At 58.5% G+C, this 24,790-nt stretch carries 22 protein-coding genes, 4 tRNA genes and 1 riboswitch; of the genes, 17 read left to right on the top strand and 9 right to left on the bottom strand.

Annotated elements, in window-relative coordinates:
- Positions 1 to 5: 5 nt before the first annotated feature.
- Entirely contained in the window at positions 6 to 515 is a 510-nt protein-coding gene (locus SNL23_RS05945) for a 6,7-dimethyl-8-ribityllumazine synthase (protein WP_076015023.1), read from the bottom strand.
- A 111-nt stretch (positions 516 to 626) separates the two neighbouring features.
- Positions 627 to 796: riboswitch (FMN riboswitch) on the bottom strand.
- A 190-nt stretch (positions 797 to 986) separates the two neighbouring features.
- Between SNL23_RS05945 and ltaE the strand changes: the two genes are divergently transcribed.
- The 8 genes from ltaE (at position 987) to mgtE (ending at position 8,737) form a co-directional block, all read left to right on the top strand.
- Positions 987 to 1,991 (top strand): low-specificity L-threonine aldolase, encoded by a 1,005-nt coding sequence (gene ltaE, locus SNL23_RS05940; protein ID WP_318301831.1) that lies wholly within the window; start codon positions 987 to 989, stop codon positions 1,989 to 1,991.
- A 146-nt stretch (positions 1,992 to 2,137) separates the two neighbouring features.
- Positions 2,138 to 4,756 carry an alanine--tRNA ligase gene (gene alaS, locus SNL23_RS05935; RefSeq protein ID WP_167663715.1) on the top strand — a complete coding sequence of 873 codons (2,619 nt, stop codon included), beginning with the start codon at positions 2,138 to 2,140 and terminating at the stop codon, positions 4,754 to 4,756.
- Between the two features lie 95 nt (positions 4,757 to 4,851).
- Positions 4,852 to 6,093: an aspartate kinase gene (locus SNL23_RS05930; protein ID WP_076015026.1), complete on the top strand. Its 1,242-nt coding sequence runs from the start codon at positions 4,852 to 4,854 to the stop codon at positions 6,091 to 6,093.
- A 186-nt stretch (positions 6,094 to 6,279) separates the two neighbouring features.
- Entirely contained in the window at positions 6,280 to 6,468 is a 189-nt protein-coding gene (gene csrA, locus SNL23_RS05925; RefSeq protein ID WP_002554426.1) for a carbon storage regulator CsrA, read from the top strand.
- 62 nt (positions 6,469 to 6,530) lie between these two features.
- Positions 6,531 to 6,621 (top strand) — tRNA-Ser (locus tag SNL23_RS05920).
- Positions 6,622 to 6,729: 108 nt separating this feature from the next.
- Positions 6,730 to 6,806 (top strand) — tRNA-Arg (locus SNL23_RS05915).
- 72 nt (positions 6,807 to 6,878) lie between these two features.
- Positions 6,879 to 6,955, top strand: a tRNA-Arg gene (locus SNL23_RS05910).
- Positions 6,956 to 7,294: 339 nt separating this feature from the next.
- Complete coding sequence (gene mgtE, locus SNL23_RS05905; RefSeq protein ID WP_076015027.1) at positions 7,295 to 8,737, top strand: magnesium transporter; 1,443 nt, start codon at positions 7,295 to 7,297, stop codon at positions 8,735 to 8,737.
- Between the two features lie 104 nt (positions 8,738 to 8,841).
- Here the strand turns inward: mgtE and SNL23_RS05900 are convergent, their stop codons facing one another.
- The 3 genes from SNL23_RS05900 to SNL23_RS05890 all read right to left on the bottom strand — a co-directional run bounded on the left by SNL23_RS05900 (position 8,842) and on the right by SNL23_RS05890 (position 10,031).
- Positions 8,842 to 9,168 carry an Arc family DNA-binding protein gene (locus tag SNL23_RS05900; RefSeq protein WP_003175643.1) on the bottom strand — a complete coding sequence of 109 codons (327 nt, stop codon included), beginning with the start codon at positions 9,166 to 9,168 and terminating at the stop codon, positions 8,842 to 8,844.
- 435 nt (positions 9,169 to 9,603) lie between these two features.
- Positions 9,604 to 9,783 carry a PA3371 family protein gene (locus SNL23_RS05895; RefSeq protein ID WP_318301830.1) on the bottom strand — a complete coding sequence of 60 codons (180 nt, stop codon included), beginning with the start codon at positions 9,781 to 9,783 and terminating at the stop codon, positions 9,604 to 9,606.
- A gap of 20 nt (positions 9,784 to 9,803) precedes the next feature.
- Complete coding sequence (locus tag SNL23_RS05890; RefSeq protein WP_318301829.1) at positions 9,804 to 10,031, bottom strand: hypothetical protein; 228 nt, start codon at positions 10,029 to 10,031, stop codon at positions 9,804 to 9,806.
- A gap of 337 nt (positions 10,032 to 10,368) precedes the next feature.
- Here SNL23_RS05890 and SNL23_RS05885 point away from each other — a divergent pair.
- Together SNL23_RS05885 and SNL23_RS05880 are read left to right on the top strand one after the other, a co-directional pair.
- Positions 10,369 to 10,445: transfer RNA gene (locus SNL23_RS05885), tRNA-Arg, on the top strand.
- A 342-nt stretch (positions 10,446 to 10,787) separates the two neighbouring features.
- The gene (locus SNL23_RS05880; protein WP_318301828.1) at positions 10,788 to 12,170 is read left to right on the top strand and encodes an MFS transporter; all 1,383 of its coding nucleotides are present in this window, start codon (positions 10,788 to 10,790) and stop codon (positions 12,168 to 12,170) included.
- A 60-nt stretch (positions 12,171 to 12,230) separates the two neighbouring features.
- On the opposite strand, the gene SNL23_RS05875 is transcribed toward SNL23_RS05880, so the two are convergent.
- The 4 genes from SNL23_RS05875 to flgA all read right to left on the bottom strand — a co-directional run bounded on the left by SNL23_RS05875 (position 12,231) and on the right by flgA (position 14,821).
- The gene (locus tag SNL23_RS05875) at positions 12,231 to 12,980 is read right to left on the bottom strand and encodes a flagellar brake protein (RefSeq protein WP_076015032.1); all 750 of its coding nucleotides are present in this window, start codon (positions 12,978 to 12,980) and stop codon (positions 12,231 to 12,233) included.
- 95 nt (positions 12,981 to 13,075) lie between these two features.
- Positions 13,076 to 13,543, bottom strand: coding sequence for a flagellar protein FlgN (flgN, locus tag SNL23_RS05870; RefSeq protein WP_076015033.1), 468 nt, complete (start codon positions 13,541 to 13,543; stop codon positions 13,076 to 13,078).
- Positions 13,544 to 13,591: 48 nt separating this feature from the next.
- A complete protein-coding gene (flgM, locus tag SNL23_RS05865; RefSeq protein ID WP_003214254.1) occupies positions 13,592 to 13,915 on the bottom strand; it encodes a flagellar biosynthesis anti-sigma factor FlgM in 324 nt (107 codons plus the stop codon).
- 141 nt (positions 13,916 to 14,056) lie between these two features.
- On the bottom strand, positions 14,057 to 14,821 hold the full coding sequence (gene flgA / locus SNL23_RS05860) for a flagellar basal body P-ring formation chaperone FlgA (RefSeq protein WP_318301827.1): 765 nt from the start codon (positions 14,819 to 14,821) through the stop codon (positions 14,057 to 14,059).
- A gap of 80 nt (positions 14,822 to 14,901) precedes the next feature.
- Here flgA and SNL23_RS05855 point away from each other — a divergent pair, with 80 nt between their 5' ends.
- The 7 genes from SNL23_RS05855 (at position 14,902) to SNL23_RS05825 (ending at position 21,184) form a co-directional block, all read left to right on the top strand.
- Positions 14,902 to 15,834, top strand: a complete 933-nt coding sequence (locus SNL23_RS05855) for a chemotaxis protein CheV (protein WP_003214250.1) — start codon at positions 14,902 to 14,904, stop codon at positions 15,832 to 15,834.
- Between the two features lie 43 nt (positions 15,835 to 15,877).
- Positions 15,878 to 16,705 carry a protein-glutamate O-methyltransferase CheR gene (gene cheR / locus SNL23_RS05850; RefSeq protein WP_318301826.1) on the top strand — a complete coding sequence of 276 codons (828 nt, stop codon included), beginning with the start codon at positions 15,878 to 15,880 and terminating at the stop codon, positions 16,703 to 16,705.
- Between the two features lie 249 nt (positions 16,706 to 16,954).
- Positions 16,955 to 17,362 carry a flagellar basal body rod protein FlgB gene (gene flgB, locus SNL23_RS05845; RefSeq protein WP_003214246.1) on the top strand — a complete coding sequence of 136 codons (408 nt, stop codon included), beginning with the start codon at positions 16,955 to 16,957 and terminating at the stop codon, positions 17,360 to 17,362.
- 3 nt (positions 17,363 to 17,365) lie between these two features.
- Positions 17,366 to 17,818 (top strand): flagellar basal body rod protein FlgC, encoded by a 453-nt coding sequence (flgC, locus tag SNL23_RS05840; RefSeq protein WP_003214244.1) that lies wholly within the window; start codon positions 17,366 to 17,368, stop codon positions 17,816 to 17,818.
- A gap of 16 nt (positions 17,819 to 17,834) precedes the next feature.
- Positions 17,835 to 18,563: a flagellar hook assembly protein FlgD gene (flgD, locus tag SNL23_RS05835; protein WP_076015035.1), complete on the top strand. Its 729-nt coding sequence runs from the start codon at positions 17,835 to 17,837 to the stop codon at positions 18,561 to 18,563.
- A 31-nt stretch (positions 18,564 to 18,594) separates the two neighbouring features.
- On the top strand, positions 18,595 to 19,917 hold the full coding sequence (gene flgE, locus SNL23_RS05830; protein WP_076015036.1) for a flagellar hook protein FlgE: 1,323 nt from the start codon (positions 18,595 to 18,597) through the stop codon (positions 19,915 to 19,917).
- A 172-nt stretch (positions 19,918 to 20,089) separates the two neighbouring features.
- Entirely contained in the window at positions 20,090 to 21,184 is a 1,095-nt protein-coding gene (locus SNL23_RS05825) for a hypothetical protein (RefSeq protein WP_318301825.1), read from the top strand.
- Positions 21,185 to 21,277: 93 nt separating this feature from the next.
- On the opposite strand, the gene SNL23_RS05820 is transcribed toward SNL23_RS05825, so the two are convergent.
- Positions 21,278 to 24,175 carry a ribonucleoside-diphosphate reductase subunit alpha gene (locus SNL23_RS05820; protein WP_076015037.1) on the bottom strand — a complete coding sequence of 966 codons (2,898 nt, stop codon included), beginning with the start codon at positions 24,173 to 24,175 and terminating at the stop codon, positions 21,278 to 21,280.
- Positions 24,176 to 24,790 lie beyond the last annotated feature (615 nt).

Raw genomic sequence — 24,790 nt, 5'->3', positions numbered from 1 at the left:
GTCGCTTAAACCGCTACCGCCCGTGGCTCATTGCGACGCAGTGCGCGAACCTTGTGCAGGGTGTCGGCGCAGGTGCGTGCCGCTTCCTGGCCTTTGTGTACGAAGTGCTCATAAAAGAACGTGTGGTGCTCGCTGCCCGCGTGGAAGTGGTGCGGAGTCAGGGATACCGAGAACACTGGCACTTCGGTTTCCAGCTGAACCTGCATCAGGCCGCTGACCACAGACTGGGCCACGAACTCGTGACGGTAGATCCCGCCGTCCACCACCAGGGCGGCCGCGACGATACCGGCATAACGGCCGGACTTGGCGAGCAGCTTGGCGTGCAGGGGCATTTCAAAGGCGCCGCCGACTTCGAAGAAATCGATGTCCGATTCCTGGTAGCCCTGGGCGATCATTTCGGCGAGGAAACCTTTACGGGATTGGTCGACAATATCCTTGTGCCAGCAGGCCTGGATAAACGCGACACGCTCGCCGTGATGGTTTTTGCTTTTGCTGTCGATTGCGGTGGGTTGCATGTTCTGACTCCTGTTTAAGAAAAAAACAGGGCGTTATGAATCGAATGGGATTTAAGGGTACGCACAGCTGGCTCATGAAAACATGACGTCAGCGCGGCCCTTAGGTGCCAATCCCGTTCTCTCTTCATCCGGACTATGACCGTCGGCCCCGGGATCACACCGGGTCTGCTGACCTTGTCGCCGTCCTGCCGAGGCAGTTCGAGGCGCCAAGCGCTCGCGGGCTATGCACATTGCGTGCAATTACCGCCGGTGGGGAATTACACCCCGCCCTGAGAACGTTGCCGCCAGAACCCTGGCGGCGGAGAGTTTTTATCATGGTTTTTCAGAAACTGCACGGTTGGTTTATCGATAACCTATATCGGTTTGTTTGGTTGGTATTCGATTGTGCAAGCCCGGGGCTTGATATTCCGCGGGTTTGCCCGCAGTAATCGTTAACACAAGAAATGCCCCAATCCGCTAGAGGCTAGTTTGATGACCGTGATTGACCTGCGCAGCGACACAGTGACCCAGCCCACCCCAGGCATGCTCGACGCGATGGCGACGGCGGCCAGTGGCGACGACGTCTACGGCGAAGACCCGAGCGTCAATCGCCTGGAAGCCGAACTGGCCAAGCGCCTGGGTTTTGCCGCCGCGTTGTTCGTGCCCACCGGCACCATGAGCAACCTGCTGGCGTTGATGGCGCACTGCGAGCGTGGCGAGGAATACATCGTCGGTCAGCAGGCTCACACCTACAAATACGAAGGCGGCGGCGCGGCGGTTCTCGGCTCGATCCAGCCGCAACCCCTGGAAGTGCAGGCCGACGGTTCCCTGAACCTTGAGCACGTGCTGGCGGCGATCAAGCCGGACGACTTCCACTTCGCCCGCACCCGCCTGCTGGCGCTGGAGAACACCATGCAGGGCAAAGTATTGCCCCTTGAATACCTGGCGGCCGCGCGGGCGTTTACCCGGGAACACGGCCTGGCCTTGCACCTGGATGGCGCGCGGCTCTACAACGCGGCGGTCAAGCTGGGGGTGGGTGCGCGAGAGATCGCCCAGCACTTCGATTCGGTGTCGGTGTGCCTGTCCAAAGGGCTGGGCGCCCCGATCGGCTCGGTGTTGTGCGGCTCCACGGCGTTGATCGCCAAGGCCCGCCGTTTGCGCAAAATGGTCGGTGGCGGCATGCGCCAGGCCGGCTCGCTGGCGGCGGCGGGGCTGTACGCCCTGGACCACCAGGTGCAGCGCCTGGCCGACGACCACGCCAACGCCCAATGGCTGGGGGATGAACTGCGCAAGGCGGGCTACACGGTGGAGCCGGTGCAGACCAACATGGTCTACGTGGATATCGGTGATCGGGCTGAGGCGTTGAAGGTGTTTGCTGCCGAGCGCGGGATCAAGTTGAGCGCCGCGTCGCGTCTGCGCATGGTCACTCATCTGGACGTCAGCCGGGCACAGATCGAGCAAGTGCTCGCGACATTTGTCGAGTTTTCCCGGAAATGACAGTGCAGACCGTCTAATTGACTGTTTCTATCACATAAACACGCTGTACCACGGGCAAAGGGCCGATATAATGCGGCCCTTTGCCGTCGCTCCGTCTGATGACGTTTAGCACTGGCCTTTGGCCGCAGCCTCCGTGGAAGAACCTAATGAAAAGCGCAGAAATCCGTGAAGCCTTCCTTCGCTTCTTCGAAGAGCAAGGTCACACCCGTGTCGCCTCCAGCTCCTTGATCCCAGGCAATGACCCAACCCTGCTGTTCACTAACGCGGGGATGAACCAGTTCAAGGACTGCTTCCTGGGCCAGGAAAAGCGCGCCTACACCCGCGCCACCAGCAGCCAGAAGTGCGTACGCGCCGGCGGCAAGAACAGCGACCTGGAAAACGTGGGCTACACCGCCCGCCACCACACATTCTTCGAGATGCTGGGTAACTTCAGCTTCGGCGACTATTTCAAGAAAGATGCGATCACCTTCGCCTGGACCTTCCTGACCGGCGTGCTGAAGCTGCCGAAGGAAAAACTCTGGGTGACCGTCTACGCCACCGATGACGAAGCCTACGACATCTGGACCCAGCAAATCGGGGTGCCGGCCGAGCGCATGATTCGCATCGGCGACAACAAAGGCGCGCCTTACGCCTCCGACAACTTCTGGACCATGGGCGACACCGGCCCGTGCGGCCCTTGCACCGAGATTTTCTACGATCACGGCGCCGACATCTGGGGTGGCCCACCGGGCTCGCCGGAAGAAGACGGCGACCGCTACATCGAAATCTGGAACAACGTGTTCATGCAGTTCAACCGCACCGCCGATGGCGTGTTGCATCCGTTGCCAGCGCCGTCGGTGGACACCGGCATGGGCCTGGAGCGGATCAGTGCGGTGATGCAGCACGTTCACTCCAACTACGAGATCGACCTGTTCACCAACCTGCTGAGCGCTTCGGCCGCGGCCATTGGTTGTGCCAACGACAATCAGTCGTCGCTCAAGGTTGTATCGGACCACATCCGTTCCTGCGGTTTCCTGATCGCCGACGGTGTATTGCCGTCGAACGAAGGCCGTGGCTACGTGCTGCGCCGCATCATCCGTCGCGCCTGCCGCCACGGTAACAAGCTGGGCGCTACCGGCAGCTTCTTCTACAAGATCGTTGCCGCGCTGGTAGCCGAGATGGGCGAAGCCTTCCCGGAACTCAAGCAGCAGCAAGCCAACATCGAGCGCGTGCTCAAGGCTGAAGAAGAGCAGTTCTCCAAGACCCTGGAGCACGGCCTGAAGATCCTCGAGCAGGACCTGGCCGAGCTTAAAGGCACCGTGGTGCCGGGCGATGTGGTGTTCAAGCTGTACGACACCTACGGTTTCCCGATGGACCTGACCGCCGACATCGCCCGCGAACGCGAGCTGACCATCGACGAAGCCGGGTTTGAGCGTGAGATGGAAGCCCAGCGTGTGCGTGCCCGTTCCGCCAGCTCCTTTGGCCTGGACTACAACACCCTGGTAAAGGTTGATGTAGCGACTTCGTTCATTGGTTATGAAGCCACCGTTGGCTCGGCCAAGATCGTGGCTATCTATAAGGACGGCAAGTCGGTCGACGTGCTGAACGAAGGTGACGAGGGCGTTGTAGTCCTGGATCAGACCCCGTTCTACGCTGAGTCCGGCGGCCAGGTCGGTGACTGCGGTTTCCTGAGCTCGACTTCCGGTCGTTTTGAAGTGCGCGACACCACCAAGACCGGCGGTGCGTTCCTGCATCACGGCGTGCTGGTGCTGGGTAACCTGACCGTCGGCGCGCCGGTGGACACTCAAGTGGATGCCGACGTACGGCATGCAACTGCTTTGAATCACTCGGCCACTCACTTGCTGCACGCCGCGTTGCGTCAGGTGTTGGGTGAGCATGTGCAGCAGAAGGGTTCGTTGGTGGATAGCCAGCGCCTGCGTTTTGACTTCAGTCATTTCGAGGCGATCAAGCCTGAGCAGTTGAAGGCCCTGGAAGACATCGTCAACGCCGAGATTCGCAAGAACACCCCGGTGGAAACCGAAGAAACCGACATCGAGACCGCCAAGAAAAAAGGCGCCATGGCGCTGTTTGGCGAGAAGTACGGCGACGAAGTGCGCGTACTGAGCATGGGCGGCAGCTTCTCGGTTGAGCTGTGTGGCGGTATCCACGCCAGCCGTACCGGCGACATCGGCCTGCTGAAAATCATCAGCGAAGGCGGTGTGGCTTCTGGCGTGCGTCGTATTGAAGCGATCACCGGCGCTGCGGCCCTGGCCTACCTCAATGCGGCAGAAGAACAACTCAAGGAAGCGGCCGGCCTGGTCAAGGGCAGCCGCGACAACCTGATCGACAAGCTCTCCGGCGTACTGGAGCGCAACCGTCAGCTGGAGAAACAGCTGGAGCAGTTGCAGGCCAAGGCGGCCAGCGCGGCGGGCGACGATTTGTCGGCTTCCGCCCTGGACGTCAAGGGTGTGAAAGTGCTGGCCGTGCGCCTGGACGGTCAGGACGGCAAGGCGCTGTTGGCCTTGGTCGATCAGTTGAAGAACAAGCTCGGCCGCGCAGTGATCCTGCTCGGCAGTGTCCATGAGGAGAAGGTCGTTCTGGTTGCCGGTGTAACCAAAGACCTGACTGGCCAACTCAAGGCCGGTGATTTGATGAAGCAAGCCGCCGCGGCAGTGGGCGGGAAGGGCGGTGGTCGTCCGGACATGGCGCAAGGCGGTGGTGTTGACGCCGGCGCCCTGGACGCGGCCCTGGCCCTGACCGTGCCGTTTGTCGAGGCAGGTATTTAAGACGCTGTTAATGAGCCCGTGGTCTAGTCGCGGGCTCAGTCAGTGCTGGTTGATTGAATAACAGGCGCCCCTTTACGGGCTGAGGCGGCTTAGAAATGGCTTTGATCGTACAGAAATTTGGAGGCACCTCGGTCGGCTCTGTCGAAAGAATCGAGCAGGTCGCCGACAAGGTTAAGAAATTCCGCGATGCCGGCGATGACCTGGTGGTGGTGCTGTCTGCCATGAGCGGCGAGACCAATCGCCTGATCGATCTGGCCAAGCAAATCAGTGGCGATCAGCAACCGGTTCCCCGTGAGCTGGACGTGATCATTTCCACCGGTGAGCAGGTGACCATCGCGTTGCTGGCCATGGCGCTGAATAAGCGTGGTGTGCCGGCGGTGTCCTACACTGGCAACCAGGTCCGCATTCTTACGGATAGCGCGCACACTAAAGCACGCATCCTGCAGATTGATGATCAGAAGATTCGCGCTGACCTGAAGGCCGGTCGGGTAGTGGTTGTCGCCGGTTTCCAGGGCGTCGACGAACACGGCAACATCACCACCTTGGGTCGTGGCGGTTCCGACACCACCGGCGTGGCCCTGGCGGCAGCCCTGAAGGCTGACGAGTGCCAGATCTACACCGATGTGGATGGCGTCTACACCACCGACCCGCGGGTTGTGCCCGTGGCTCAGCGCCTGGACAAGATCACCTTCGAAGAGATGCTGGAAATGGCCAGCCTCGGTTCCAAGGTGTTGCAGATCCGTGCCGTTGAGTTCGCCGGCAAGTACAACGTTCCGCTGCGCGTACTGCACAGCTTCAAGGAGGGTCCGGGCACCCTCATTACTATTGATGAAGAGGAATCCATGGAACAGCCGATCATTTCCGGTATCGCTTTCAACCGTGATGAAGCCAAGCTGACTATCCGTGGCGTGCCAGACACCCCGGGCGTGGCTTTCAAGATTCTGGGCCCTATCAGTGGCGCGAACATCGAAGTCGACATGATCGTGCAGAACGTTTCGCACGATAACACCACCGATTTCACCTTCACCGTGCACCGCAACGAGTACGATGCGGCGGAGCGGATCCTGCAGAACACCGCGAAGGAAATCGGCGCCCGTGAAGTGGTCGGCGATACCAAGATTGCCAAGGTGTCGATCGTGGGCGTGGGCATGCGTTCCCATGCGGGCGTTGCCAGCCGCATGTTCGAAGCCCTGGCCAAGGAAAGCATCAACATCCAGATGATCTCCACGTCGGAAATCAAGGTGTCGGTGGTGATCGAAGAGAAGTACCTGGAACTGGCTGTACGCGCACTGCATACCGCTTTTGAGCTGGACGCTCCGGCCCGACAGGGCGAGTGATGCGTTGCCAGGAAGGCGCGGTTATCCGCGCCTTTCATTTTTTTGTCGGGCCCGTGGTGAAGACCTGTTCTTTTACCTGGGCTCGACAATACTTAGGCAGGTAGGGCTATGACCATTTGGTTGTAGGTCGAATGCCTTTTTTTTGCAGACTGTTGTTCCCGAAATGAAATGCGTGAGGAGAAAGGTATGCTGATTCTGACTCGTCGATGCGCAGAAAGCCTGATTATTGGTGATGGCGAAATCACCGTGACCGTGCTCGGCGTTAAAGGCAATCAAGTGCGTATTGGGGTTAACGCTCCGAAAGAGGTGGCTGTCCACCGCGAGGAAATCTACCTGCGGATCAAGAAAGAGAAGGACGAAGAACCAAGCCATTAATTTTTATCGTTTTTTATGTTTGCAAACGGGGATGAAGCTGGTTAATATACGCCCCGTGTTGCGGAGAGCTGGCCGAGTGGCCGAAGGCGCTCCCCTGCTAAGGGAGTACACCTCAAAAGGGTGTCGGGGGTTCGAATCCCCCGTTCTCCGCCATTATTTGCTTAGTACGTTGCAATCTGGTTTTTTCGCTAAGTTGTTGAAACTAAACGAAAAAATAGCTTTACATAGAGATTGAACGGCCTATAATGCGCGGCAACAAATGCACTCGTAGCTCAGCTGGATAGAGTACTCGGCTACGAACCGAGCGGTCACAGGTTCGAATCCTGTCGAGTGCACCATTTAAGAGTTAGTTGCAGCAATGCAGGTAACTTGGCTTCAACCAGTTGTGATCTGGTCTAAAAACACAATCTGCACTCGTAGCTCAGCTGGATAGAGTACTCGGCTACGAACCGAGCGGTCACAGGTTCGAATCCTGTCGAGTGCACCAAACAACAAAAAGCCCGCCAAGTGCGGGCTTTTTGCCGTCTGGGGTTTTTATTTCCTGCGGCGTCTTTTTCTCCCGCCCATGTGTTTTCCTTTTGAGCTGCGTCGTCGCAGTTCATATGTGTGGCCAATGCTCAGCTTTGTGTCGCAAGCGCTTGTTCTTTCCAGTTTTTTGACGTTAAAAGCGGCCGCCCGGTGTATCATTGCGCCCGTCAGCCCCGCCGGGGCTTGTGGAACACTTCCATGGACTTACCCAGTAGCTACTCAGTACCCCGTTTTACCAATCATGAATTGACTGATTGATCCTTCCGGCGTGCCCTGCTGCTGGGAGTGGAGTTCGCCTATGACCGAAGTTGAAGTAAAGAAAACACAAGAAAGCCTGCAGGATCGCCTGGCTCAAGTCGTCGAGCTGCTGCAGCGCCAGCGCGTGGTCGAAGACCTGACGCATCGCCAGGAAGGCGCGAATCACGACCGGGTCGAGAACCTGGTCCACCGGCAAAACCTTGTCGAGCTGCAACGCAAGCTCGATGACCTGCACTCTGCCGACGTCGCCTACATCCTCGAAGCCTTGCCGCTTAATGACCGTCTGACCCTGTGGCAGTTGGTCAAGGCTGACCGCGACGGCGACATCCTCCTCGAAGTATCCGACTCGGTCCGTGAAACCCTGATCGCCGACATGGACGATCACGAGCTCCTGGCTGCCGCCAAGGACATGGATGCCGACGAACTCGCTGACCTGGCTTCCGAGCTGCCGCGAGACGTCGTCCATGAGCTGATGGAAACCCTCGACGCTCAACAGCGTGAGCGCGTGCGTTCGGCGTTGTCCTACGACGAGGAGCAGGTCGGCGCACTGATGGACTTCGAGATGGTCACCATCCGCGAAGACGTCAGCCTGGAAGTGGTTCTGCGTTATCTGCGCCGCCTCAAGGAACTGCCAGGCCACACCGACAAACTGTTCGTGGTCGATAACGAAGGCATTCTCAAGGGCGTGCTGCCGATCAAGCGCCTGCTGGTCAATGACCCGGACAAGAAAGTCGCGGACGTCATGGCCAGTGATCCGGTGAGTTTCCATCCCGACGAAGACGCTTACGACGCCGCCCAGGCGTTCGAGCGTTATGACTTGATCTCGGCCCCGGTGGTCGACAAGAACGGCAAGCTGATCGGCCGTCTGACTATCGATGAAATGGTCGACCTGATTCGTGAGGAGAGCGAAAGCGAAGTCCTCAACATGGCCGGTCTGCGGGAAGAAGAAGATATTTTTGCGTCAGTCTGGAAGTCCCTGCGTAACCGCTGGGCCTGGCTGGCGGTCAATTTGATTACCGCGTTTATTGCATCAAGGGTTATTGGCCTGTTTGAAGGCTCCATAGAGAAACTGGTGGCCCTGGCGGCGCTGATGCCGATCGTGGCCGGGATTGGCGGTAACTCGGGTAACCAGACCATCACCATGATCGTGCGTGCCATGGCGCTGGATCAGGTGGGTACCGGCCATGGTAAGCGTTTGATGCGCAAGGAGCTTGCGGTCGCGCTGATCAACGGCGTGGTGTGGGGTGGTGTCATTGGCATCGTGGCGTACCTGCTTTATGGCAGTTGGTCGCTCGGCGTGGTCATGACCGCGGCGATGACGCTTAACCTGCTGTTGGCGGCCTTGATGGGGGTTCTGATTCCAATGACCCTGGTACGCCTTGGGCGCGACCCGGCCATGGGCGCCAGTGTCATGATCACGGCCATGACTGACAGTGGCGGCTTCTTCATCTTCCTTGGTCTGGCAACCATCTTCCTGCTTTGATCCCTTCTATAGGCCAGGGGGCTTTTGCCCCCTGATCCTTTCTTTACCAAATCCCAGGCAAAAAAAAGCCAGCCCATGGCTGGCTTTCAGCTTTCGGTTGCCAATCAGTTGGCTTCTGCAGCTGCCTCAACGTCGTGAGCGATAAGCGAGACGAGAGCATTTTGCTGACGGTGGGAGAGCTGACGAAAACGCTGCAGCAGTTCGCGTTCGTGCAGTGACAGCTCGGGGCTGTCCAGGCGCATGCTCAGCTCGTCGCCCAGCGCACCTTCCTGAATCAGGCTTTGTTCCAGGCGTGCGATGATTTCGGAGTTCATGCTGCGGTGATGATTGCGAGCCACCTCGGCAATGCGTTCCCGCATTCCGTCTGGCAGACGTACGACGAACTTGTCAGCCGTACGGCTGGAATAAATTGCCTGTTTCAATGGGCGCATATATTTAACCGGTTAGTTCAGGGGAGCGGTTTTTGGAATTGGCCGCAAGATGCATGTTAGGACAAGGCTTGCTGCCAAATGTTCAACCTGAATTGCAAAGAGGCCGCATCATGCCTCAGATTTGCCAGTTCCTTGGCGTCAATTCTGTGACAAATATTGAACCGGCTACCGGCTTTATGCCAGTACTCATTTCAAAATTTGCGAACTGGTTGGAAAACTTTTCCACGGACGCACCCAAAGGGTGTTGAGGCCGCAGGCCCTAGGCGCAAAAGGCTTTTCGGGCGCACATCCTATAGCAATATGGCCTTTTGCCCTTAACTTTAAGATTAGTGGCAAATTGCCAATTTACGAGGGCGGAGCGACATATGGTCAGTTGTTCGGACGGGTGAGCCTGAGGGTGGCTGCTATTTGCAAGAGGACGACGAGCGGAGGGATTCAGCGCAATACGGGATCGAATTTGATGCGGCGACCAATGATGATTGCCAGTACCCACAGGCTGCCGAACACGCCGGCGGCAACGAATGAGACGGTCTGTACGTCTTGCGACAATACGTTCAAGCCGAGGCCGGCGGCGGCCAGGGCCAGGGTTAGAAACAACCAGGCGGACTTGGTCATGGAATACTCCGGTAAGCGGTTCAGAAAACCCAGTGTTCAGTCGAAGGGGCGGCCTGAGTGCCCTGGGTCAGTTGCAGCGGTGATTGCATGTTCGGCTTCATGACTGCCAGCTGCGGGCGCTGCTGGAGGTGATGGGGAATCGCCTGGCTGACCTGCGCGGCATCATCAGCGGTTGTAGATTGAAAATGGAACATCACCAGCGCAGCCAGAGCAACGGTATTGAGGGCTAGTAGAAGTGCGCTGTTCATGGGCATGTTCTCCGCAGATGGCTGGGCCGGACTGTATTTGTAGGATAAAGGATTGCAGGCGCCGTGCCAGTCTTTATTTGATAATAAATCCTTTAAAATCAAATAGTTATATATGTCCTATGTTGTCGTGATGTTGCAATTTGCAATGATGGCATTTTGGGGTAATGCATTTTGCACGACGGTTGCGAATTGCCCGCAATCATTGCCTGGAATGAGCCTTGGTGCCGCGGGCATAGGCCTACACTTAAAAAGCCCACGGACGACATGACAAAATTGACCTGCGCCGTTAACATGCACGCCGTCCGTCGCCGTGCTCTTGGCCGGCTGGCTGTCATTAGTCCCAGTAGCTCAATTGGATAGAGCATCCCCCTCCTAAGGGGAAGGTTGGCCGTTCGAACCGGCCCTGGGACACCATATAATCGTTCCTGCCCAAGCGGCCCGAACTTCAGAAAGCCCCGATCAGATTTATCTGGCGGGGCTTTTTTGTGGCTGGGCCCCTGTGGTCTCCAGTCTTTTCAAACACCAACCGAACCTTGCCCGCGTTTGAGGTTCACACGGGAGGCAAGGGCGAGGCGGCGCAAGTATTCGTCGGCATCGTGTACCTCGCAGGTCACTGTCGAGCGTCTGACACGTAGCCAATTGGCATGAGCAAAATATTCCCCGGCAACCGCGTATTTTGGCTGTCCGGATCCGACGACCCGGGACTATCATTCCGATAGCCCTGAACCCCATTGCAAGGAGCCGCTCGGAACGCCGATGCGCCAGATCTGGAAACCTTTTCGAGCCCTTTATTTTGCTTCCCTGATGATGCTGATCGGCTCCGGCCTGCTCAGTACTTACCTGGCCTTGCGCCTGGCGGCAGATCACGTCGACAGCCTGTGGGTGGGTGCGTTGATGGCCGCCAACTATTTTGGCCTGGTATTGGGGGGCAAGATCGGTCACCGCCTGATTGGCCGCGTCGGGCATATCCGGGCCTACGCCACCTGTGCCGGGATCGTCGGTGCGGCGGTGTTGGGCCACGGGCTGATCAACTGGCTGCCAGCCTGGATTGTGCTGCGGATGATTGTCGGCTTGGGCATGATGTGCCAGTACATGGTCATCGAGAGCTGGCTTAACGAGCAGGCTGAAGCCAAGCAGCGCGGTGCGGTGTTCAGCGGCTATATGATTGCTTCGTACCTCGGCCTGGTGCTGGGCCAACTGATCCTTGTGATGCACCCTGAGTTGGGCCTTGAGTTGCTGATGCTGGTCGCGCTGTGTTTTGCGCTGTGCCTGGTGCCAGTGGCCATGACTCGCCGTATTCACCCGGCACCGCTGCATCCTGCGCCGATGGAACCGCGCTTCTTTATCAAGCGGGTGCCGCAATCCCTCAGTACGGTGTTGGGCGCCGGGCTGATCGTGGGTTCGTTCTACGGTTTGGCGCCGCTTTACGCGTCCCAGCAGGGGCTGACCACCGAGCAGGTCGGTCTGTTCATGGGTAGCTGTATTTTCGCCGGGCTGCTGGTGCAATGGCCGTTGGGCTGGTTGTCCGATCGATATGACCGCGCGCTGTTGATTCGCTGCTTTGCCTTGTGCCTGGCGGTGGCCGCGTTGCCGTTGGCGATCATGACCCAGGTGCCGTTGGAAGTGCTGTTTGTTGCGGGCTTTCTCTGTTCCCTGGTGCAGTTCTGCCTGTACCCGCTGGCCGTGGCGTTTTCCAACGACCACGTCGAGGGCGATCGCCGGGTGTCGCTCACGGCGATGTTGCTGGTGACCTACGGTGTCGGTGCCAGTATCGGGCCGTTGTTGGCGGGTGTGGTGATGAAGCTGTTCGGCAGCCACATGCTGTATGCGTTTTTCAGCCTGTGTGCATTGATCCTGGTTTGGCGCATTCGGCCCAAGGCAGTCACCAACCTGCATCAGGTGGACGATGCACCGCTGCATCACGTAGCGATGCCCGACAGCATGTCCAGCTCGCCGCTGGTGGCGTGCCTCGACCCGCGTGTGGATGAGCAGGTGGTGCAGGACCAGATGCAGACCGCCGTTCCAGACCCTGAGCCTGAAGTCGATCCTGAGGGGGAGGAGCCATCACCGGTTACCGAGCCCCCGGAGCATCCGGACCCGGATGATCACCCCCACGACCTGAGCAGGGCGCGTCCCTGAAAACAAAAACGGGCAGTTCCCTTGAGGAACTGCCCGCTTTTTTATCGCGACCTTTAGTGTTTAAAGATCATCGTCCTTGTCGAAGCGGCGCGCTTCACGCTGCAGTTGGTACACAAACCGCTCGACCTGACGCTGCACCAGCCCGCTCATGTTGTGAAAGCGTACGCCAGCGAAGGTGGTGTTGATCCTTTCTTCGAAGTGCAGGTAACGCAGTTCCACCGAGGTGGTCATGCTGCCAAAGGGCAGGGCGGCGATGAAGCGGTCGTAGACCTGGCCCAGTTGCAGGCGTTCGGAGATGTCCCCTTCGAACCGCAATTTGCAGCCAGTGGCGGAAATATCCAGCAACTTGCCGCTGATAGGGGCCTTGAGTTTGTCGCCACCCAGTTCCACGCCGACCAGTTGCGCCAGCTTCAGGGCGGCGCGGAAGGCATTGCGACGCTGATGGTAAATTACTTCGTCGGGCATGCTGCCGCGGTAAATGCGGTGGCCGCCAGCTTCGTCGGTGGTCAGGGTGCCGTTGCTTTCCCAGGCCACCCGCACGCCATCGTGAAAACCTTCGATACGGAAAGCTTCGCCATTCTCAAGGTAGCGTTCGCCGTCCCGCGGGATCATTTCGTCGAGGGCCAGCGTCTGGCTGTCCCGGTCGATTTCCACCAGGTAGCTTTGAAAGCGCTGGTTGCGTTCGTGGAAGGTGATGATCAGCGGATCATGGCTCTCTTGCAGCATCCGCAAGGTGCCAGCGATTTCCAGCGGCGTGGTGAGTACCTTGGGTGGCTGCGGAGCATCTTCCGCGTTAGGGGCGTTGAACACGGTTCTTCCATCTCCAGACAAAATACGACTACACGCAAGTGCTTTCATTTTGCCAGCATGTGACACGCCTTGGATAGGGCGCGCTTAAGCTGGTTTCAGGCTTGGCTGCGGGTGCTTGGCTTGGCCAGGCGTGAGGTAGAGCCTTGAGCGTTGTAGAGGGCCGGAGGCTCGCCGCCGTGGAGGATACGCAACTGATTGGCGGTGGTGGCTTGCTGAAGCTGGATAGCCTGGCCGTTGAGAATGTTGGTTTCCTGGCACAGGGTCAGCAACTGGTTGAGTTCTTTGCTTTGGGCCAGCAACTGGTCGCCCACCGTGGAGTGGCTGGCGAGTTGCTCCAGGCCCTTGTGGTCGGCCGAGAGGCCCAGGCTGAGGAGAATCTGGCTGCGCTTCTTGCCGTGCTGTTCCAGCAGGACGATCAGCGACTGCTTGCGCGCCAGGATTTCTTCCAGCATGCGCATGTCCCGGCCGAACAGGGCCAGGGACTCTTCCCGAAGTAGCTCCAGCAACTGCTGTGCAGGAGGCAGGTCTTCAATGATCAGTTGTAGCAAGTTTTCGTCGTGCATGGCTGGCCTTGGGGTTTAAGCGTCCAAAAGCCTGGCGCAGGCCTTTGCCTAGCGCTCGGCTTCGAAGTTAAGCAGCTTGCTGGCTACACGGTTGCTGTCGACCTTATAGCTGCCATCCGCAATCGCCTGCTTCAATTCGGCCACGCGGGCTTTGTTGACAACCGGTTGATCGCTCAGCGAGTCAGTGACCTTCTGCAACTGTTGAGCCTCATTGCTCAGGTGTACCGATTCCCCGCTTTGGCTGGCACCGGCCTGTTCTGTCTTGGCAGGCAGAGGCTGGGACTTGGCTTCAACGCTGTCTTTGGCACCGTTGGTGCGCGAAGATCCGGGCGTTGGCAGGGCGTTATTCAAACGACTGAAATCGATGACCATGTTAAAAAACCTCTGGGTATTTGGACGCTTGCCATGTTTTCGGCCATACCCGGACAAACTTTAGGCTCGATTGACAATAAACCTATACGCGATACCGCTTTGCGCACAGTGTAGGAAAAGCCGGCGTCCGATGCCAGTGATCTATAAAGCTACCTCAACTTGCCCCGGTGCCGTCACCCGGGCCTTGATCACGCGGTTGGAGTTGAGGTTCTTCACGCGAATCTGCTCACTCATGCCGCCATTGGACAGGGCTTCCCCCGGCATTTTTACATTCAGGCCGCCGCTGCTGGCGGAGATCACCACCTGGTCACCTTTGCGCACCACTTCGGCCTGCTCAAGATGAACCAGGGTAACCACTTGGTCGGCAACCATTGGTCGGGTAAGTTTTTGCCCGAGTGCCTGGTCCAGGGACGTGAGGTAGCCCTGATTGATCTGGCTGATGTCCCGTTCGCGCATCGCAACGTCCTCATAGCCAATGATTCCGGTGCGTTTCAGCGGGCGGGTCACCACCACGACGTCGCGAAACAATTTGACCTGGGCCGGTACAAACACCGTCCAGGGCGAGGCGCCTTCGCAGCGCACCTTCACGGTCACGCGCCCGATGGGTTGGGCGGGGCTCTCAAGGGAGGCTGTCAATTCCTTGTCGCACATGGGCATGCGCAGGCGCGGATCCAACTGGTTGACCTGGATTTCATAGCGGCCCGGTGTCTGCGTCGTCGCCAGATAATCTTCTACAGTGAACTCAAGAAAGCCTTGAGTGACGCCGATAAGTAGATCAGGCAAGGTGACGTTATCGGCGCGGGCCGGCTGGCCCATAGCCAAGGCAAGCAACGCCATCGAGGCGCAGAGCAATCTGCGGTACTGTGGGGATCGGGGGCGTCGGGAAACTGTCGTTTTGATGTCCATGGCCAATAAAAAAGCAAAGCTCGTGCCGTTTAGTGTTGGGTACGCGTCGTACCCCTAAGTTTTAGCGTAGGAGTCTGGGCATGGCCGGTGTAATGGATTCAGTAAACCAGCGCACACAGCTGGTGGGGCAGAATCGCCTGGAGTTGCTGCTGTTCCGTCTGGACGGCAAGCAGTTGTACGGGATTAACGTCTTCAAGGTTCGGGAAGTGCTGCAGTGTCCCAAGCTGACAATAATGCCCAAGTCCAGCCCGGTGGTTTGCGGTGTGGCCAATATTCGTGGCGCGACCATCCCGATTCTTGACCTGGCCATGGCCACCGGTTCGGCGGGTTTGCAGGACCGCGAGAGCCCGTTTGTGATCATCACCGAGTACAACACCAAGACCCAGGGTTTCCTGGTGCGCTCGGTGGAGCGCATCGTCAACATGAACTGGGAAGAGATCCATCCGCCGCCCAAGGGCACCGGTCGCGATCACTACCTCACGGCGGTGACGCGGGTCGACAACCAGTTGGTGGAAATCATCGACGTGGAGAAAATCCTCGCCGAAGTGGCTCCGACCTCGGAGGCGATTTCGGTCGGTGTGGTAGACGCCGAAACCGCGCACAAGGCGATCTCGCTGCGGGTGCTGACGGTGGATGACTCCTCGGTGGCGCGCAAACAGGTGTCCCGTTGCCTGCAGACGGTCGGCGTTGAAGTGGTGGCGCTCAATGACGGTCGCCAGGCCCTGGATTACCTGCGCAAGCTGGTGGACGAGGGCAAGAAGCCGGAAGAAGAATTCCTGATGATGATCTCCGACATCGAGATGCCGGAAATGGACGGCTACACCCTCACGGCCGAGATACGCAACGACCCACGCATGCAAAAATTACATATCATCCTGCATACTTCGTTGTCGGGTGTATTCAATCAGGCGATGGTCAAGAAGGTCGGTGCCGATGACTTCCTGGCCAAATTCCGCCCTGATGACCTGGCATCCCGGGTAGTCGACCGGATCAAGGCAGCAGATCACGGCTAGGGGCCTTTTCCCTGGCGGTCACACGATTTAAGAGGCGGTATCATTGTCTACGGGTAATTTGGATTTCGAACAGTTCCGGGTCTTCCTGGAAAAAGCCTGTGGCATATTGCTCGGTGAAAACAAGCAGTACCTGGTATCCAGCCGTCTCAACAAACTGATGGAGCAGCAGGGCATCAAGTCCCTCGGGGAGTTGGTGCAACGGATCCAGGGCCAGCCGCGCAGCGGGCTCAAGGAGATGGTGGTCGATGCCATGACCACCAACGAAACCTTGTGGTTTCGCGATACCTATCCGTTTGAAGTGCTCAAGAACAAGGTGCTGCCTGAGGCGATCAAGGCCGCACCGGGCCAGCGCCTGCGCATCTGGTCGGCCGCCTGTTCGTCGGGGCAGGAACCGTATTCGATCTCGATGTCCATCGATGAGTTCGAGCGGACCAACATGGGCCAGTTGAAGGCCGGGGCGCAAATTGTGGCCACGGACTTGTCCGGCACCATGCTCACCAACTGCAAGACCGGCGAGTACGACAGCCTGGCACTGGGGCGCGGGTTGTCCCCGGAGCGCTTGCAGCGGTTCTTCGATCCCAAAGGCGCGGGGCGTTGGGCGGTCAAGGCGCCGATCAAGAGCCGGGTCGAGTTTCGCTCGTTCAACCTGCTGGACAGCTACGCCAGCTTGGACAAGTTCGATATGGTGTTTTGCCGCAATGTGTTGATCTACTTCTCGGCCGAGGTGAAGAAAGACATTCTGTTGCGCATCCACGGCACCCTCAAGCGCGGTGGTTATCTGTTCCTTGGCGCTTCCGAGGCGCTGAACGGTTTGCCGGATCATTACCAGATGGTGCAGTGCAGTCCTGGGATCATTTACCAGGCCAAGTGATGAATGCTTGAGCAAAAATGCTTGAACAAAAAAGGGAGGCCTGCACAGGCCTCCCTTTTTTTATGGCCGCAAAGCGGCAAACCCTCATTGCCGCTTTACTGGCGTTTCGCGGAAACCCTTTGCCGCTTTTCTGGCATTGCCGCCGGCAATTGCCCCGCAAACCCTTGTAATACGGCCCTCAAAAGAATTGGCATGCCGATTGCTATAACCCTGTTACGAAAAGCAGGTCAGCCCTTAAAGGTTTCCGCCATGAGCATCAGCTTCGATAAAGCGCTCGGTATCCACGAACAAGCCCTGGGCTTCCGCGCCCAGCGTGCCGAAGTCCTGGCTAACAACATCGCCAACGCCGACACCCCGAACTACAAGGCTCGGGACCTGGACTTCTCTGCCGTGCTCGCCGCACAGCAAGACAAGACCAAGAACGGCACCTTCGCCTTGAACATGACCAACAGCCGTCATATCGAAGCGCAAGGCCTGGGCAATGGTGACGAGTCGCTGCTGTATCGCACGCCGATGCAACCGTCGATCGACCAGAACACCGTGGACGCCCAACTGGAGCAATCGGCCTACGCCGAGAACTCGGTGAACTTCCAGGCCAGCTTCACCCTGCTCAACAGCAAATTCAAAGGGCTGATGTCAGCCCTGCGTGGAGAATAAGCCATGTCCCTCGCCAGTGTTTTCAATATTGCCGGTAGTGGCATGAGCGCCCAGACCACGCGCCTCAACACCGTCGCCAGTAACATCGCCAACGCCGAGACCGTGTCTTCGAGCATTGACCAGACCTACCGTGCCCGGCACCCGGTGTTCGCCACCATGTTCCAGGGCGGCCAAGGCGGCCAGAGCGGTAGCGGCGATTCGCTGTTCCAGAACCAGGATGCCGCAGGCCAGGGCGTGCAGGTGCTTGGTGTAGTCGAAGACCAAAGCAACCTCGAAGCCCGCTACGAACCGAACCACCCTGCCGCGAACGAAAAAGGGTACGTGTACTACCCCAACGTCAACGTGGTCGAGGAAATGGCAGACATGATTTCCGCCAGCCGCTCGTTCCAGACCAACGCGGAAATGATGAACACCGCCAAAACCATGATGCAGAAGGTCCTGACCCTGGGTCAGTGATAAGGGGCGCCAAATAATGGCCATTGTTGATACCAGTTCGACGAACACGGCGGTCCAGGACCTTTTCAACTCCAAGGTCAAGACTGCGACAGATAACAGCAGCGTCGGCGACGCAGCCAAGTCGGCGACGGGTAACCAGTCGTTGGGCAAGGACGCGTTCCTGCAACTGCTGGTCACCCAACTGAAAAACCAGAACCCGCTGTCGCCCCAGGACAACGGCGCGTTCGTGGCACAGCTGGCACAGTTCAGCAGCCTGGAAGGCATCAACACCCTGAACGACTCGGTGAATGCGATTTCCAGCAACTTCAGCTCCTCGCAGGCACTGCAGGCTTCGTCGCTGGTGGGTCGCTCGGTGATCACCCAGACCGACAAGTCCATGGTCGACACCAGCAAGAGCATGACCGGCTCCGTGGCAGTGACGGCGGCGACGGGCAACGTCTCGGTCAAGATTACCGACAAGGACGGCAACGTCGTTCGCACCCTCGACATGGGTGCCCAGAGCGCCGGCAATTCCAGCTTTGTCTGGGACGGCAAGAACGATGCGGGCGAGACGGCACCAGCCGGCACCTACACCTTCAATGCCACCACCAAGAATGACAAGGGCGACTCGGTTGCCTTGCTCACCTCGCTGCCGGCAACGGTGACCAGCGTGACCCTGAGCCAGACCGGCGGCGAAATGCTGCTCAACCTGGCGGGCGGCATGGGCAGCATCAAGCTGTCGCAAATTCAGACTATCGGTACATAGAGCCGGCTAGATACGGCAAAAGGAGAGAACAATGTCTTTTAATATCGGCCTTAGCGGCCTCTATGCGGCCAACAAACAACTGGACGTGACCGGTAACAACATCGCCAACGTCGCGACCACCGGCTTCAAGTCGTCCCGTGCCGAATTCTCGGATATCTACGCGGCGTCCAAGCTGGGCACCGGCCAGAACAGCATCGGCAACGGTGTGAACCTGGCAGCCGTGTCCCAGCAGTTCACCCAGGGTGACGTCAACAACAGCGGCGGCACGCTGGACATGGCGATCCAGGGCGGCGGCTTCTTCGTGCAGAAGGGCAGTGACGGTTCGCTGGAGTACACCCGTAACGGTGCCTTCCGTGCCGACAAGGACGGCTACATCACCAACAACACCGGAACCTCACGCCTGCAAGGCTACGCGGCGGACGCCGATGGCAACATCCAGAAGGGCGGCTTGACCGACCTTCAGCTCAACCTGTCGTACCTGCCGCCGAAGGCTTCGAGCAAGGTGGACTCCACCAGTAACCTGAACTCGTCCTCGCCGGTGATCGACCAGACCAAGACCCCGTTTGATCCGACCAAGTCGGAGACCTTCACCACTCAATACTCCACCACGCTCTACGATACGCAGGGCAACGCGCATCCGATGGTGCAGTACCTGGTGAAGACGGACTCCAACACCTGGAAGTCCTACACCCTGATCGATGGGCGCAACCCTGACGGTTCGCCGATCAGTGGCACCGGTACCGACGTGAAGGCGCCTGTTGCCTCGACGCTGTCGTTTGACACCGCCGGCAAGCTCTCGGGCATCATCACCCCGCCAGCCACCGCTTCGAACACCACCCTGACCATTTCCGACTGGAAGCCGGGTGGCCTGGTCAATGGTGTCTGGACGTCTAACGGCGCGGCCGCCAACACGGACGGCGTGGCCGTCAACATGGCGAACATCACCCAGTTCAACTCGGCTACCTACCGCAACCCGCCAACCACCGACGGTTACGCCACCGGTCAAATTACCGGGCTGAAAATCGACGGCAGCGGCGTACTGTTCGCTACTTTCAGCAACCAGCAGAGCAAGGCCATCGGCCAGATTTCCTTGGCCAGCTTCAACAACGAGCAGGGCCTGCAGCCAGCCGGCGGCACCACCTGGAAAGAAACCTTCGCGTCGGGCCAGCCGGGTTTTGATACCCCGCAAGTCGGTACCCTGGGTTCGATCGTGGCCAACTCCCTGGAGAACTCCAACGTCAACCTGACCAACGAGCTGGTGGACCTGATCAAGGCCCAGAGCAACTATCAGGCGAACGCCAAGACCATCTCCACCCAGAGCACCATCATGCAGACCATCATCCAGATGACCTGATGCTGTCGCTTTAAGCCGCACCACTGGAAAAGCCCCTCGGTCGAGGGGCTTTTTTTTGCCTGCCGATTGTCCCGGGCTGTCATGGGATGACATGGTTTTGGCGGAACGGCCTACGGCTGTTTTTCCACCCACGAAGCCAAGAAGGCTGAGGTCAACGGGTGGAGAGCAGGCAATGGCGAGTGTGTCGGTTTCAGGTGGTGTCATCGGGGGCGTGAGTTTTTCAGGTCGGGGTATTGCGAAGCCAGATCGGTCGGACGATGAAGAAAACAAGGGTGTCTCTAACGAGGAAACGGTCAAAAAGCTGCTCACAGCGTTGGATGACGCCGAGAAAACTTCCAAGGGCCAGCTCGCGCAAGATCTGCGAGACAAGCTCAACGAAGTGCGCGGGGAGATCGGTGACGAGAAATTCAGGGAAATTCTCAACAAGCTGATTGAAGAGGCTTCCGGGCAGTGGCTTGAGTTTCTCAAACAACTGCTGAAGCTGTTGTTTCCGGACTCGGACGACACACCGCCATCCCCATCCCCAGCTCCTGCTCCTGCTCCTGCCCCATCGCCAGGGGGTGGTGGCGGAGGCGGCGGGGGCGGGGGCGGGGCTAACAGAAATGATTTTGGCCCCAGCGACCCCATGAGCAACAAGCCGCTGACCGAAGGTTCAAAGCATTTCAACTACAAGCCCGACAACAGCAATCCTGGAAAGCCACCGGACAATATCTGGAGTGGCTTCCGCCAGGGCTCCGATGGCAACTGCGTCACCGTTTCAGCGATAAAGGGGGCGATGATGCGGTACGGTCAGAAACCCACGGACGTTTTCAAGGACGTGAAAGAGACGGCCGATGGCTATCGCGTGAAAATGCGGGACGACTTCGAGCTTGATTTGTCCAAGGACGAACTCAAGCAGGCCGCCGCGTATGCACAGTTTAAAGGCGATGATCCGGAGATGCTGACCGATGCAAACTTCATGTTTGCCGCGAGTGCCAAGCGTGCGCAGATTGAAGGAAATGGTCTGGACGACAGGCCGGGTGAAGCGCAGAGAAGCTTTGCCCATGCGATGCAGAGCTTGAACAACGGCGAAATGCCCCACGAGGGGCTGGATCGCCTTGGGTTGAAGGGGCTCTACAGAAACTCCTCAAGCAGTGAGCTGGCGAGCGGCACGCTGGGTGTCGTGGCCTATGATCGTCATTCAATGGCGGTGATTGGTGGGCAAGTCGAGCTGTGGGGCCGGCGGGGCGGCTCGCCTAAGCAGGGTATTGCGTACGCGTTCCTCTAAGGGCGTTAAAACGAAAAAACCCGATAAACCCTATGCAGTCGGGGTTTATCGGGTTTTTCAATCCCGGGCGTTCAAGCCCAGGACCGGCTCAGCTTATTGGCAAGCTTCGCAATCCGGCTCGTCGATCGCGCAGGCTTTTGGCACTGGCGCTGGACCGGCAGGTGCCGCGAGAACCGAATCATCACCATGGTTGCCGCCGCTGGAAACAGCGTTCAGCTTGCCGGTGTTGATGGTCGACTTCTCGGTGCTGGTGGCGGCCAGGGCACGGAGGTAGTAAGTGGTTTTCAGGCCACGGTACCAAGCCATGCGGTAGGTCACGTCCAGCTTCTTGCCCGATGCGCCGGCAATGTACAGGTTCAGCGACTGAGCCTGGTCGATCCACTTCTGACGACGGCTGGCGGCGTCGACGATCCACTTGGTGTCCACTTCGAAGGCAGTCGCGTAGAGCTCTTTGAGTTCTTGCGGGATGCGCTCGATCTGCTGCACCGAACCGTCGTAGTACTTCAGGTCGTTGATCATGACCGAGTCCCACAGGCCACGGGCTTTCAGGTCGCGAACCAGGTACGGGTTGATCACGGTGAATTCGCCCGACAGGTTCGATTTCACATACAGGTTCTGGTAGGTCGGTTCGATCGACTGCGACACGCCAGTGATGTTGGCGATGGTGGCGGTCGGTGCGATGGCCATGATGTTGGAGTTACGAATGCCTTTCTGCACACGGGCACGTACCGGTGCCCAGTCCAGGGATTCGTTCAGGTCAACGTCGATGTACTTCTGGCCACGCTGCTCGATCAGGATCTGTTGCGAATCCAGCGGCAGGATGCCTTTGGACCACAGCGAACCCTGGAACGTCTCGTAGGCGCCGCGCTCGTCGGCCAGGTCGCAGGAAGCCTGGATCGCGTAGTAGCTGACCGCTTCCATGGACTTGTCGGCGAACTCGACCGCAGCGTCCGAACCGTAAGGAATGTGCTGCAGGTACAGCGCATCCTGGAAGCCCATGATGCCCAGGCCAACCGGACGGTGCTTGAAGTTGGAGTTCTGCGCCTGTGGTACCGAGTAGTAGTTGATGTCGATAACGTTATCGAGCATGCGAACGGCGGTGTTCACGGTGCGTTCCAGCTTGGCGGTGTCCAGCTTGCCGTTGACGATGTGGTTCGGCAGGTTGATCGAGCCCAGGTTGCAAACGGCGATCTCGTCCTTGTTGGTGTTCAAGGTGATCTCGGTGCACAGGTTCGAGCTGTGGACCACGCCCACGTGCTGCTGCGGGCTGCGCAGGTTGCACGGGTCTTTGAAGGTCAGCCATGGGTGGCCGGTTTCAAACAGCATGGACAGCATTTTGCGCCACAGGTCTTTGGCCTGGATGGTCTTGAACAGCTTGATCTTGCCCGGGTACTGGGACAGGGCTTCGTAGTACTCGTAACGCTCTTCGAAGGCCTTGCCGGTCAGGTCGTGCAGGTCTGGCACTTCGGATGGCGAGAACAGGGTCCACGGGCCGTCATCGAAGACACGCTTCATGAACAGGTCAGGGATCCAGTTGGCGGTGTTCATGTCGTGGGTACGACGACGATCATCACCGGTGTTCTTGCGCAGTTCGATGAACTCTTCGATGTCCATGTGCCAGGTTTCCAGGTAGGCACACACAGCGCCTTTGCGCTTGCCACCCTGGTTCACGGCTACAGCGGTGTCGTTCACCACTTTCAGGAACGGTACAACGCCTTGGGACTTGCCGTTGGTACCTTTGATGTACGAACCCAGTGCACGCACCGGCGTCCAGTCGTTACCCAGGCCGCCAGCGAATTTGGACAACATGGCGTTGTCGTGGATCGCGTGGTAGATGCCCGACAGGTCATCCGGCACGGTGGTCAGGTAGCAGCTGGACAGCTGTGGACGCAGGGTGCCGGCGTTGAACAGGGTTGGGGTCGACGACATGTAGTCGAAGGACGACAACAGGTTGTAGAACTCGATGGCGCGGTCTTCTTTGTGCTTCTCTTCGATCGCCAGGCCCATGGCCACGCGCATGAAGAACACTTGCGGCAGTTCGAAGCGGATCCCGTCCTTGTGGATGAAGTAACGGTCGTACAGGGTTTGCAGGCCCAGGTAGGTGAACTGCTGGTCGCGCTCGTGGTTGATTGCCTTGCCGAGTTTTTCCAGGTCGAAGGTGGCCAGGACCGGGTTCAGCAATTCGAATTCGATACCCTTGGCGATGTAGGCAGGCAAGGCCTTGGCGTACAGGTCGACCATCTCGTGGTGCGTGGCGCTGTCGGCGACGCCGAGGAAGCCCAGGCCTTCGGCACGCAGGGTGTCCATCAGCAGGCGCGCGGTCACGAACGAGTAGTTCGGCTCACGTTCAACCAGGGTACGGGCGGTCATGACCAGGGCGGTGTTGACGTCGGTCAGGGCCACGCCGTCGTACAGGTTCTTCAGGGTTTCGCGCTGGATCAGGTCACCATCGACTTCTTCCAGGCCTTCGCAGGCCTCGGTGATGATGGTGTTCAGGCGGCCCAGGTCCAGCGGTGCAAACGTACCGTCAGCCAGGGTGATGCGGATCGACGGGTGAGCTTGTACGGCAGCTTCTTCGGCCGGGGAGCGTACGGCACGTTCCTTGGCGCGGGAGTCACGGTAGATCACGTAGTCGCGGGCAACTTTCTGCTCGCCGGCACGCATCAGGGCCAGTTCGACCTGGTCCTGGATTTCTTCGATGTGGATGGTGCCGCCCGATGGCATGCGACGCTTGAACGTTGCGCTGACCTGTTCGGTCAGGCGCGCAACGGTGTCGTGGATGCGCGACGAGGCAGCAGCGGTGCCGCCTTCAACTGCAAGAAACGCTTTGGTGATCGCGACGGTGATTTTGTCATCGGTATAAGGAACGACAGTGCCGTTACGCTTGATCACGCGCAGTTGGCCGGGTGCGGTGGCGGACAGATCCAGGTTCGAATCAGCGGCCTGCGGCACGGAGCCCTGCGGGTTCTCGCGAGTTGTGTCGGTTTGCATGGGGGGTTGTCTCCACATTCTATATTTATTTGGGCACCATCACGGTGCCCACCGTTCCGTCCTGAAGCACTTACAACAGGCCTGGGCCTGGCATAACAACTTCGGGACAGGAGGAAGGGAGCTGTTCGCGCCGCTTCCATGCCGAAGTCTTCGGTACAAGCTTGGGGCTCTTTACCGTATTCCTGGTGGGTGACAGTTTCGTACTGCAACACCCGTACCGTTTTTGCCTGATCGGGGCTAAAAACGGCTGCCATCCGCGTGCGCGGTTTGGTCTTCTGAAAAAGGCTTAAGTTCAACCAAACAGGAGCAAGAAAGAGCTTGAGTTTCTTGTCTGATTTGTGTTTGGTCTTTTCGCTGAAAACCCTACATGTAGGGTTTTTTTGGCGACGACCTACAAGATAATGCGTTTTGGGGGGTATGGCAACGCACTACCTGTGGATAACGCTGTGGGTAAAATGTGTATGAAACGTGGAACAGGCGTGTAGGCCGCAGTACTGCTGCATCGCGCCGTTTGTCACCGAATATTCCGAGTTAAAAACATCCGGTTGGATTTTTGCGGGCGCGAACCCTATCACAAAAAAACACCATCCCCGAACGCATTTGCGCGCTTGTACT

This window comes from Pseudomonas sp. SED1, assembly GCF_034044025.1.
GTDB lineage: Bacteria > Pseudomonadota > Gammaproteobacteria > Pseudomonadales > Pseudomonadaceae > Aquipseudomonas.
This window is presented reverse-complemented; position numbering and strand designations above follow the sequence as displayed.